The 13,905-nt window shown below is 35.5% G+C and carries 5 protein-coding genes; all 5 read left to right on the forward strand.

The features are described 5' to 3' along the window. Nucleotides 1-128 precede the first annotated feature (128 nt). The 5 genes from BM102_RS04980 (at nucleotide 129) to BM102_RS05000 (ending at nucleotide 13,905) form a co-directional block, all read left to right on the forward strand. A complete protein-coding gene (locus BM102_RS04980; RefSeq protein WP_177194905.1) occupies nucleotides 129-4,769 on the forward strand; it encodes an ATP-binding protein in 4,641 nt (1,546 codons plus the stop codon). Between the two features lie 37 nt (nucleotides 4,770-4,806). Continuing rightward, nucleotides 4,807-6,924, forward strand: a complete 2,118-nt coding sequence (locus BM102_RS04985; RefSeq protein ID WP_090479503.1) for an HD domain-containing phosphohydrolase — start codon at nucleotides 4,807-4,809, stop codon at nucleotides 6,922-6,924. 34 nt (nucleotides 6,925-6,958) lie between these two features. Next, on the forward strand, nucleotides 6,959-10,618 hold the full coding sequence (locus tag BM102_RS04990) for a hybrid sensor histidine kinase/response regulator (protein ID WP_090479506.1): 3,660 nt from the start codon (nucleotides 6,959-6,961) through the stop codon (nucleotides 10,616-10,618). A 140-nt stretch (nucleotides 10,619-10,758) separates the two neighbouring features. Then, complete coding sequence (locus tag BM102_RS04995; protein WP_177194906.1) at nucleotides 10,759-13,125, forward strand: response regulator; 2,367 nt, start codon at nucleotides 10,759-10,761, stop codon at nucleotides 13,123-13,125. Nucleotides 13,126-13,146: 21 nt separating this feature from the next. Continuing rightward, a complete protein-coding gene (locus BM102_RS05000) occupies nucleotides 13,147-13,905 on the forward strand; it encodes a response regulator (protein WP_090479512.1) in 759 nt (252 codons plus the stop codon).

Consider the following 13,905-nt stretch of genomic DNA (forward strand, 5'->3'; position numbering starts at 1 on the left):
GGCTCAAAATTTTAATACAGGGTATAGTAATAATACTATTGTGCAGAGGGGGAGCACATCTACTGAAATTCCCAGGAAATTTGAATCTTACAGGAATTATTTATGCTTCTTATTACGGAGGATGGATAGTGGGCCTTCTAGCTGCAATCATTGGTGGCCTTCTAGCTAAGTTTTTTGTGGCAGGAGATATAGTTTTTATTGTTATTGATGCTTTAATGGCTATTTTTATTTATTTATTGAGCAGAAATAATAGATTTTTTAATAGGTTTTTCTCTACGATAAGCTTAGCCCTTACATTTGCAATATTACAAGGTATTATGTTAACTGTTGCATCGTATATCAACTATCCAGAGTATGCCGGAAACTATCTAATAGATGCGTTAGCAGCTTATATTACGAATTTAGGTGGCAGTCTGTTTTCTTGCATTGCTATATGCAGTCTTTTTGTGGCTTTTGCAGACGCATTTGTGAGCTGTATGCTTATTTATACAGTCAGAAAGCTTTATAAATGGTATTTCAGAAAAAAGAATTCAGCTAAATTGAAAAAAGTATTGGGAGCAAAAGTTACCTTGACGCTTTTGGCAATTTCTACAGCCTTAGCATTTATTGGTCCAATAAATGCTAAAGCTGAAATGAACATCAATTTTGTTCAACGTATATACAATAGTGATAATGGCTTAGTTGGTGGATGTGCAAATGATTTGGCACAGACCTCCGATGGAAGCATGTGGGTCGGTACATACGGAGGCTTGTACAGGTTCAATGGCAAAAACTTCGATTTGCTTGATTCCGTGGAATCTATTCGATCTGTACAGTGCTTGTATGTGGATGAAAATGATAGGCTTTGGGTCGGAACCAATGGGGCAGGTCTGTCAGTAGTTCATGACGATTTGTCTGTAGGCGTGTTAAATACTGATAATGGGTTGTCAGCCAATTCTGTACGAGCCATTGTTGAAGATGGCAAAGAAAACTATTTTGTAGGAACTACAGCAGGGCTCGAAATTGTAAAAGTTGAGGATGAAAAACCAGTAATCATTAAATCCTTTGATGATATTGGTTATGTATCAAAGGAAGCTGCTGATAGCAATGGGCATGTTGCTGTACTTGATACTGTTGGAAATATTACTATTTTTTCTACAGATAGCTATGAGGTGGAAAATTCATTTGAATGTAATGAAGCGACTACAATAGCTTATGATTCTAAAGATAATTTATATATAGGCACAGATATGCAGTGTATCTACAAATATGAGTATGTCGATGGAGCCTACAACAAAATAGAAACTATTGATACTCCTGATTTTACATATATTAATGAAGTGTATTTTCATCGTAACGGTTTGATTTACATTGCGGCTGATTCTGGAATAGGATTTGTAGATGAAGAGGGGAATGTAAGTCATATTAATACAGGAAAATTTGATAGCTCTGTGGAACAAATATTTGAGGATTATCAAGGAGATTTGTGGTTTACCTCTTATCGTCGTGGATTACTATGTTTAAGTCAGTCTGCTTTTGTTGATACATTTGGTGTTTATAATATTTCACCAGCGGTAGCAAATGTTATAAAAAACAAAAATAATCAGTTTTATATTGGAACTGATGATGGACTTGTAATTTTAGATTATGTCACTGGTAAAGCCGTATACAATGAGATTACTGAATTTTACGCGGAAACAAGAATTAGATCAATGTCTGAGGACAAAGATGGCAATTTAGTTATAGCTGGTTATGGCAAACCTTTAATGGCTGTTTCAGATACTGGAGAGTTTTATCAATATGTGCAGGATGAAAATCAGATTACAGATAGAAAACAGCGATTTTTACTAACTCTATCAGATGGTAGAATTCTGGTTTCTGGTGAAAGTGGATTAACCTTCATAAAGGATAGAAAGATTGAAAGCACACTTGAACTGGGAAATGAACTAAATAATGCAACAATTTTAAATGCTTTAGAGCAGGAGGATGGCACACTACTTGCAGGCAGTGACGGTGATGGAATAGCTGTTATAAAAGAAGGCAAGGTTGAAAAATATATAACGAAAGAAGATGGCCTATGTTCAAGTGTTATCCTCAGAATAGTGGCTGATAAAGTTGGAAATGGCTATTTTATAATGACAGGAAGTGGGCTTTGTTATATGAATCATAAATATCAGATTCGAGAGTTAACAGGCATACCATATTTTAACAACTTTGATTTATATCAATCGGAAAGTGGCAACGTATTTATATTTGGCGGAGCAGGTATTTATGTAGTTAGATATGAAGACCTGATGGCAGGCTTGTCAGCAAATGTATATAATTTGTTGGATTCTAATAAGGGGCTGCCAGGAAGCCTTACAAGTAATGCATGGAATTATGTATCTGAAGATAATACAATTTTCCTTTGTGGAAGCACAGGAATATATTCATTGAATCTTGATAATTATGGAATGAATATTGATTCATATAAGACAAAGATAACAGGTGTTTCTTATGATGGAGAATACGTGCCTATTACCACTATGGATGAAATAGTTATTCCTAGAGGCGTAGAGAGGGCAGATTTTACCTTAGATTTAAATAACTTCACTCCTAGTGATCCGTATATACGATATTATCTATCAGGTGTTGATATAGAAAAGAAGAAGGTTTTAGCAAGTGAACTAGGAACAATATCCTATTACCGTCTACCTTACGGGACATATAAGTTTAATATAGAAGTGTTGAATGACGATAATAGAGTTCTAGTAGAACAACAATATACAATTATAAAAGAACGTGAAGCATATGAAACTACAGCCTTCAAGATATATTTTTATCTAGAAGTAAGTTTAATAGTTTTTGCAGTAATAGTTTCATTTGCAAATGGAGCCGTATATACGTTAACCAAAAAACAAAACACTGAGCATGAGGAAGTTGTAAAAAAATTACAAGCTGAAAAAACTGCTGCCTTGGAAAGAACCCTTAGGATGGAAGAAGCGGCTAACAAGATGAAGTCTGAGTTTTTGGCTAACATGTCTCACGAAATCAGAACTCCTATTAATGCAATTATTGGCATGGGAACTATGATTACAAGAGAGTCAAAGGAAGAAACAACAAAAAAATATGCAAGAGATATAAGAAATGCCAGTAAGACTTTGCTTGCTCTAGTTAACGATATTTTGGACTTTTCAAAGATTGAATCGGGTAATCTGGAATTAATTGAGAGTGATTATGATTTAAGCATACTAGTTAATGATTTGATTAACATGATTAAACCAAAGGCTGACGATAAAAAGCTTAGCTTTAATGTTGATATAAATCCGGATATTCCTCAGTTTTTATATGGAGATGAGGTGAGAATAGAGCAAATTATTATCAATATTCTGAGTAATGCTGTTAAGTATACGCAGGAAGGCGGCGTTACATTTAAAATGGATTATTCTCGAGAGTCAGACGAGGATATTATGCTCAAGGTTAGTGTAAGCGATACAGGTATAGGCATCAAGGAAGAAGATATTGAAAAGCTGTTTTCGCCATATCAGCGTTTTGATGAACAGAAGAATAAAAAAGTTGAGGGTACAGGCCTTGGCATGAGCATTACAAAGAGTCTTCTTGAAAAAATGCATAGTCAGCTTGAGGTCACCAGTGTGTATGGCGAAGGCTCAACTTTTGCATTTTCCATTATTCAACAGGTAAAGGGAGAGGAAAAGCTAGGAGATTATAGGAAAAAGGCTGACGTTGCCGTTTCCGAAGATGCTATGGAGTCCTTCCATGCTCCAAATGCCAACATTTTGGTGGTTGATGATGTTGAAATGAACTTGATTGTTGCAAAGAATTTGTTAAAGCGTATTCAGATTCAGGTTGATACGGCGCCTTCAGGACCGATTGCGGTAGATTTATGCCATGCTAAAAAGTACGACATTATATTCTTAGACGCAATGATGCCGGGAATGAGTGGAGAGGAAACATACGCTGCCATAAGACGAACTTGCCCGATTAATAATGTTACCCCTATCATTGTTCTTACTGCAAATGCAGTAAAGGGGGCAAAGGAGGAGTACTTGGCAGTAGGCTTTTCAGACTATTTGTCAAAACCAATAGATGGTCTTAAGTTTGAGGCCATGATAGAAAAGTACTTGCCAGATGATAAGAAGCAATTTGATGTTGAAGGAACAGACGAAGAAGAGAATAATGCTGATGGAGACGGGGATAGTATTTCTGGTTTGCGCCAGATCCCAGAAATCGATGTTGATTCAGGAATCTTGGCAGCAGGAGATGTAGATACTTATCTTGTAGTTTGTAAAAGCTTTTACGAAACAGCCAGGGAACGAATTCAGATGATAAAGGATTATTATGATGGCATGGATATTAAGAATTATACTATTCAAGTTCATGCATTAAAGTCATCTGCAAGACTTATAGGTGCTAATGATTTATCTGAAAAGGCGTTGGCACTTGAAATGGCTGGAAAGGATAAAAACGTAGATGCGATAATCGCAAATACGAATCAGGTATTAGATATTTACACAAGGATTTACAATCAAATGATAAATATCTATGAGAAGGAAGCTGAAGCTTCTGATAGTGAAGAGCCTAAGCAGGAGATTTCGCAGGAAGAATTAAATGACGCGTATGAGGCATTGAAAGAGTTAGTAACACAAATGGATTATGATTCTATAAAAATGCTTATAGAAGAATTAAATACTTATAAATTGCCAAGTGATGATGAAAAAACAATATTTGAAATCGAACGGTTATTAAAAGTGTTTGATTGGGATAAAATAGAGGAATTGTTGCAACTATGATATAATTACATAGGGTGTTATTAAGGGGTTTTGAGTGATGAAAAAATTTGATAAAAATGTTTTTTTGAATTTCATAACAATGATTGGCGGCGTTACTGTTAATTTTTTGCTTTCATTCCTGATGTATAAAATGGGGCTGCCAATGTATTTGGATTCTATTGGAACGATTGCAACAGCAGCGGTATGCGGCATGCTGCCAGGTATTTTAGTGGCAGTTGCAACAAATCTTGTTTGCTGCATATATAATCCTCTTGCGATATACTACGCTATCCTAAGTGTTCTTATGGCAATTGTTACATCTATTTATACTCATCGTAATTATTTAAAAAAGAAAACTCGTGTTGCAGAATATCTTCTGATTCTGGCGTTAATTGCAGGGGGATTGGGAGCAGGTGTGCAGCTTTTGTTGTTACATCATCCACAATATGCCGAGGTATCACATGTCAGTGAATATATTTCAACTAGATATTCTATCAATGTATATGTTTGCTTTTTTGCAGTTAACATAATTCTAAACCTAATAGATAAAGGCTTATCTGCAGGAATTGTTTTTGGGGTCCTTAGATTAGTTCCACAGAAAAATCTTGATGAGATTTGGGACATTGGTTGGCAACAGCGTCCTTTATCAGCTATAGATATGAAGAGGATGAAAATAGCCTCAAAAAAGAATAGTGCTAAACTACAAAAAAGAGTATCGAGTATGCTCATTACTGCAGCAATAACTATGTCTGTGATAATGAGTGTAATTAGCGTGCAGCTATTCTATTCTGATGTTAGAGAGCGTTACATCGCCAATGCAACAGGCGCCGTTAAAATGGCGGCAAAGGTGATTAATCCAGATAGAATTGATGCTTATGTTATCAAAGGACATGAATTAAGTGATTACATAGAAACAGAAAATGCTTTGTATGACATCAGGGCCAATTTTGAGGGCGTAGAGTATCTTTATGTAATCAGAATGAAAAAAGATGGCTGTCAGGTGGTGTTTGATTTGGCTACCGAGGAGGTAGAGCCATATGACAATGGAGATATGATTCCATTTGAAGAAGCCTTTGAGCCTTATATGGATGATTTATTTGCTGGCAAGGAAATTGAGCCAGTAGAATCAGATGATATATCAGGGTGGATAATCACTAAATATTACCCGGTAAAAGATGCTGAGGGAAACACTGTTTGTTATGTTGCAGCAGATGTACAAATAAAATATCTTTCAGGCTATCTGAAGGATTATATTATAAAAACATTTTTGATATTCTCAGGATTTTTCTTACTAATACTGGCTTATGGTATGTGGCTATCCAGATATCATTTAGTTTATCCAATAAACAGTATGGCTGCCTATACAAGTGATTTTATGACGGAAAATGACAATCAGGCTGCGCTGGAAGAAAATGTACGAAGAATAAAAGCATTAGATATCCACACTGGAGATGAAATTGAAAATCTGTATAAGGCGCTTTGCAAAATGACGGAAAGCACAGCGGAAAAAATGAAGGATGTTCGTCAGCAGGCAAAAGCTATCAACCAAATGCAATCGGGTCTTATCATTACGATGGCGGATTTAGTTGAAAATAGAGATTCGGACACAGGATATCATATTCTGAAAACTGCAGATTATGTAAAGATTATATTAGAGGGACTTCAGAAGAAAGGCTATTATTCTAAAAAGCTCACTCCAAAGTTTATCGCAGATGTGGAAATGTCAGCACCTTTGCATGATATAGGAAAAATAAATATACCTGATGCTGTGTTAAATAAGCCAGGAAAGCTTACAGATGAGGAATATGAGATTATGAAAACTCATACCACAGCAGGTAAGCAGATTATGGAGAAGGCAATAAGTACAGTTAAGGGTGAAAGCTATTTAAAAGAAGCAAGAAACATGGCTGCTTACCATCATGAAAAATGGGATGGTAGTGGATATCCAGAAGGATTAAAAGGGGAAGTTATACCTCTTTCAGCAAGAATAATGGCAGTAGCAGATGTCTTTGATGCTTTGACAGCAAGAAGAGTTTATAAGGAACCAATGCCATTTGAAAAAGCTATGGGTATTATTATAAAGGACTCAGGAACACACTTTGATCCTAAATGTGTTGAGGTATTTGCTGAATCAGAAAAAGAAGTTAGGAGAGTCTTAAAGAAGTATCAGGAATAACTATAGTTTAAGCATTTACGGGGGGACCTAGTGCATGAAACATAATAGCAGCAGGAAATATTTTGCCATTGGAATAGCAGCAACTATATTTATGGCTACAAATGTTTTTGAATCGCCTTACATATATGCATCAAATGTAGAAGATGTAGACGAGGTTTCTTCTGCTACGGAAAATTTAGAAAAAAATGGTGGAGGCTATGCTATTTCCAATCAGTTGGAGGGAGTAGGATATGCGGTCAGGCTTTATGATGCTACAAATGGACTTCCTACGTCAGATGCAAACTGTGTTCTTGCTGATAGCAATGGCTATATATGGATAGGAAGCTATGGCGGCGTAATAAAATATGATGGCACAACATTTGAAAGACAGGACTCTTCAGATGGTTTGACCAGTGCAAAAGCCTTATACGAAGATAGTAATGGAAGAATATGGGTAGGTACAAATGACAATGGTATTGTTGTTATAGAGGAAGATAAAAGAACACAATATACATACAAGGATGGTTTGCCTGCATCCACAATCCGCTCTATTGCTGAGGATGAAAATGGTTCGATTTATGTAGGAACAACAAATGGTATTTGTTATTTTGATTCAGATTTTAATATATACAACATTGATGATAGCCAATTACTTAATAAATACATTAGTTACCTGTACGCAGATTCTCAAGGAAGAATCATAGGAAATACAAGGGATGGAGATGTATTTGTCATTAAGAACAATAGGGTTGTTTTCTTTTGGACAAGTCAGGAAATAATAAGTAATACAGTATCTATTGTTGGAATGGATCCAGACAATGCAGATGGCATTTACCTTGGTGACGATTCTGGAATTTTGTATCATGGAAGTATTTCAGATGGATTAAAAAATCTAGAGACAATAGATTTATCAGCAGATACAACAAAGATATCTAATATTACATATGTCTGTGGACGAATATGGATAACAAGTGACAATGTTTTAGGATATTTGGATGCTGACAAAGAATTCCATGTAGTTGAGACCAGTCCGTTGTATAGCACTGTTGAAACTATAACAGCTGATTATCAGGGCAATCTGTGGCTGGCATCAGCAAGACAAGGTGTTGCGGAGGTGGTCACCAGTAATTTCCAGAATATAACAGATTTGGCGGGCCTTGAGCAAGAAGTAGTAAATTCCACTTGCTTGTATAAAGATAATATTTATATTGGAACAGATAAAGGTCTGCGTATTTTAGATGGTGATTTTCATGTGGTAGAAAATGACCTGACGAATTTACTAATCGACACACGTATTCGTTGCCTCATGGAGGATGAACATTCAAATCTGTGGATATCTACATACACAAATGGATTTGGTTTGATTTGTTACGGCGCGGATGGACAGATAACACAGTACAACGAGGATAATGGTTTTATTAGTAATGGTATCCGTTGCACTTCTATGCTAACAGATGGTTCTATTGCAGTTGGCACAAATAAAGGTGTAGCGATTATTGAAAATGGACTTGTAAGAGAAACAATAACAGCAGATGATGGGTTGGAAAATGAGGTCTGTCTGTCTGTAACAGAGGGAATAAACGGAAACATATACATTGGCACCGACGGCGCAGGTATATTTGAATATGATGGTATTGGGCTATATAAAATAGGAAGAGATGAGGGATTAACATCTGATGTCATTCTAAGAATAAAGCCTGATAAAAATAAAAATGTTGATTGGGTCATCACTTCTAACTCAATCGAGTATATAAAAAATGGAGAAATATATTGTGTTAAGACATTTCCTTATAACAATAACTTCGATATATTTTGGGATAATAATGATAATTACTGGGTTCTATCTTCATATGGATTATACTGCGTTGAAGCAGATATGATGCTTGATGATTCAATTGTAGACTACTCATTGTACAACACTGCCAGTGGCTTGACTAGTATACCAACAGGAAATGCGTATAGTGTTTTAGATGAAAATGGAAATCTGTATATAGCTGGACGAAGTGGAGTTAATCTAGTTAATATCAACAATTATTTTAAACAAACCAGCGAAATAAAAATCAGGGTAAAGGACATTACGTATGATGGAATCAGTGTGCTTCCTGATGAAGATGGTAAATACATTATTCCTGCCGATGCAGGCAGAATTCAAATGAATGCTGCCATTTTGAATTATACTTTGTCTGATCCTATGGTAAGGATATATCTCGAAGGAGATTCTAGTGAGGGTATTACTGCTGTTCAGAGTGAATTAGATTCTCTTGAATATACTGGTTTGGCATATGGAGAGTATACTCTTCATTTACAGATTATTGATGATGCTACAGGAACAATATATCAGGATTCCACATACAGCGTAGAAAAGAAACCACATATTTTTGAGCTGCTGGTTGTAAAGATTTTACTATTAATATTTGTGGCTCTTTTGGTGGCGCTAGTTGTATGGAGATTGATGACAAATACCATAATACGAAGACAGTATAAAGAAATCCAGGCTGCCAAAGAAGAAGCAGAAAGAGCGAATAGTGCGAAATCCCGTTTCTTAGCCAATATGTCGCATGAAATACGTACGCCTATTAACACTATTCTTGGAATGGATGAAATGATTCTTAGAGAGGATGCTAAAGGTGTAGACAAAAAGTATTCTATGTCTGTAATTAATTACGCATTGGATATTCGATCTTCAGCAGAAACACTGTTAGGCTTGATAAATGACATTTTGGATCTTTCTAAGATAGAGTCAGGAAAAATGCATCTTATTGAGCAGGAGTATAAGCCTGCCGAACAAATACGCTCCATGACCAAAATGATTAGGGTAAGAAGCGACCAAAAAGGTCTGAGCTTTGATTTGGATATTGATGAAAATATTCCATGCAAGCTATATGGTGATTTTGGAAAGATAAAGCAGATAGTTCTTAATCTGCTTACAAATGCAGTTAAATATACAGATGAGGGAGGCTTTACATTGTCTGTAGCTGTGATGGAACAGACAATGGGAAAGTGTAAGCTAAAGTTTGCAGTAAAAGATACTGGTATTGGAGTAAAGCCTGAGGATATGGATAAAATATTTTCGGCTTTTGAAAGACTGGATGAAGAAAAAAATAATGGAATTCAAGGTACTGGACTGGGACTTGATATTTCAAAACAGTTTGCAGAGTTAATGAATGGCACATTAACCTGCGAGAGTGAGTATGGAACAGGCTCTACATTTACATTTATAGTAGAGCAGGAAATTGTTGATGCAACTCCTATAGGTGATTTTAAAGAAGACGATGCTTTGGTGGTTAATGGTCCTTATGTGCCATCTTTCGTTGCACCAGATGCTTCAGTGCTTGTTGTTGATGACAATCCTATGAACCTGACAGTTATAAAGGGGTTATTGAGAGATACAAAAGTTTTCGTTACTACCGCAGAATCTGGTGAGGAATGCTTGGAAAAACTTAAATTTGGAGAGTATGATGTTGTATTCCTAGATCATCTTATGCCAGGAATGGATGGAATAGAAACAATCTCAAAAATAAGAGAACAAAATCCTGAGCTTCCGGTCTATGCCTTTACTGCAAATTTTGTTGCAGAAGGAGATGATTTTTATGAATCACATGGATTTAATGGGTATTTAACAAAACCAATAGATGGAATAGCTTTAGAGAAGACCATTCGAAAGCATATAAAAGATGAGATAGTAATGGAAAGTAACCAGGGGAAACTAAAGTGATGAATTTTTTGAGAGAGATACAATTAAGTGTGATGCTGTTTTTGAGTGGGGCTTGTGGCGTGCTCATATTATTGACCTCCTTCACAAAAACTATGTCCGCCTCACGAAGACGTGCACTTGTCTATATGCAAGTGGTGTCAATGCTATTGCTACTGTTTGATAGAGAGGCATATATATACAGAGGCGATGTTAGTGAGCTTGGCTATTGGATGGTTCGCATAAGTAATTTTGCAGTTTTTTTATTATCATTGTGCGGAACACATTCTTTTAATTTGTATCTGATAGACTTATATAAAGGAAAAGATAAACTAAATCGTGTTCCAACCACATTGAGATATTGCGAAGTCTTTTTTTCATGTGGGCTAGTATTATTAATAATTTCACAGTTTACAGGATTCTATTACACGTTTGATGAAACTAATCGTTATCAACGAGGAGATGGCTATTTACTTTGCTATTTGATGCCAATGTTAATATTGACACTTCAATTAATAACGATTTTAAAGTACAAAAAGGCATTATTAAGAACGGAATATATACCAGTAATACTATTTGTCGGCTTTCCATATATAGCTACCATAATACAAATATTTGCATATGGACTATCACTTACAAATATTTCTATGGTAGGAATGGTTGTGCTTTTGTATTTCTTTGAGATTAAAAATCTCAATACTCTACAGGAAGCGAAGCAAAAAGCAGAAGAAGCAAACACGGCAAAATCTCGTTTCTTGGCAAATATATCACATGAAATACGTACTCCTATTAATACAATAATGGGAATGAATGAGATGATATTAAGGGAGGACGCAACTGAAGTACCTAGAAAGTATTATCAGAATATAACGGAATTTGCCAAATCAATACATGTTGCATCAGAATCCTTGCTCAGTCTGGTAAATGATATTTTAGATATTTCACAGATTGAGTCGGGAAAAATGAAGTTGGATGAGCATGAATATGATTTGGAAAGCTTTTTAAGAAATATTATTACCAATATAAGAAAAAAGTGCGAGGAAAAGGACTTACAGTTTATTGTAGACATTGATAAGAATCTTCCACAAAAAGTCTTTGGAGATGTAAACAAGATTAGGCAGATAGTTTTTAATATGCTGACAAACGCTGTAAAGAATACAGAGGAAGGATCTATACAATTCATTGTAAAACTGGTGGAGCGCAAACAGGAGGATTGCAAAATATCATTTATTATAACTGACACTGGAATAGGAATGAAAACCGAAGAAAAGGAAAGATTATTTTCGGCTTTTGAATTAATGGATGTTGTAAAAAATAGCAATATTCAAGGTTCTGGTTTGGGGTTAGATATATCACGTCATTTTGCAACCATGATGGATGGAAAACTGGATTGTGAAAGTGAATATGGTAAAGGGACAACATTTACTTTTGAGATATCACAGAAGGTCATTGATAACGAGCTTTTGGGAGATTTTGATGAGAAGCTGGAAGAAATACCTAAGGGAAATTATATTCCAAGATTTATTGCTCCTGATGTAAGTGTGCTTGTTGTTGATGATAATCCAATGAATTTATCAGTTATAAAGGGGCTACTTTCGGCAACAAAGATGTATATTGTGACCGCCTTGTCGGGTGAAGAGTGTTTGGAAAAAATAGAAGAGGCAAATTACGATATTGTTCTTTTAGACCATATGATGCCTGGTATGGATGGGTTAGAGACAGCAAAAAGAATTCGTGAGAAACATAAAAGACTGCCAGTTATAGCACTTACAGCAAACTATATTTCCAACGGAGATGAATTCTATACATCCCATGGATTTGATAGCTATCTTCCAAAGCCAGTAGATGGAGCAACATTAGAAAAAACTATTAGGGAGTTTTTACCTAGCAATTTGGTTATGGATGTTGATACATCAGATATGCCGGTTCAATCTATGGAATTACCAACGGAATATCAGTGGATTAATTCGGTAGAGGGAATATCAGTAGAGGATGGCATACGTTTCAGCGGAGGAGCAGAAGGGTTTATAAATGCTCTAAAAATGTTTGTGGAAACTCTGGAAGGAAATATCGATGTAATACAAAAGGCATTTAACGAAAAGGATCTTAAGTTTTATACAGTAAAGGTTCATGCACTAAAGAGTTCAGCCAGAATAATAGGTGCCATGGAATTATCAAATCAGGCTAAAAAACTTGAGGATGCAGGAAAAGCTGGAGATATTGATTATATTTTAAGTAACAATAATAAATTATTAGATGCATATAAATCATTCCAAGATAAATTTTCAGGATTATTATATAAAGAAGATGACAAAAATAAACCTTTATTACCACCAGAAGAATTAAATGAGGCAATCAATGCCATTAAAGAGCTTGTTCCACAAATGGATTATGATGCTATCGAAATGGTAATGGAGCAGATACATGAATATAAGCTTGAAGAAAAAGATGCAAAGGCTTTTGCAGATATAGAAAAAGCATTAAAAACATTTGACTGGGACAAAATGGAAGAATTATTAAACAATATGTAAATAAATGGAGGACACTTACTTATGGGGCAAGACAAAATTTTAATTTTAGGTTCAAAGGAATCATTTATTATTCGAGTACTTTTAAAGAAACTGGCAGATGCTGGCATTGATGCTGAGTTTACAACTCTTTCGGTAGAAAAGATAAATGATTATTGGGAGGATATTTCGCTTGTTACCTTTTATATGGAACAGGATGAAAGACTCGATGATGAAATAAGAACATTTCTTGTAGATAAGATGGAGGATGATGACAAACAAATCATTCTCATTGGCGAACCCAATGATACAGATGATGTAGCAAAGGGAATACCATCGGATTTGATCTTTGAAATACTACCAAGGCCGCTAGATTATTCTAATTATATTAATATCGTAAATACGTATACAAAGAAGGCCTCAACAGGCGAGTTGAAAAAGAGCATTTTAGTAGTAGACGATGATCCTAATTACATGAATCTTGTTCGAGAATGGTTGAAAGATACCTACAGGGTTTCTATGGCAACTTCCGGGCTTAGAGCAATTAAATGGCTTGGAGCGAACAAAGTGGATTTGATTCTGCTTGACTATGAAATGCCAGTAACTGATGGTCCTCAGGTTCTAGAAATGCTTAGAGCTGACGACGATACAAAGGATATTCCGGTAATGTTTCTAACAGGACGAGATGATAAAGAGAGTGTTATGGCAGTTGTGTCATTAAAACCAGAAGGCTATTTTTTGAAAACGATAGGAAAGGATGAATTATTAAACAAGCTTAAGATTTATTTTATGTCGAAGGAATAG

Origin of the sequence: Pseudobutyrivibrio sp. JW11 (assembly GCF_900115355.1) — a bacterium.
Classification (GTDB): domain Bacteria; phylum Bacillota; class Clostridia; order Lachnospirales; family Lachnospiraceae; genus Pseudobutyrivibrio; species Pseudobutyrivibrio ruminis.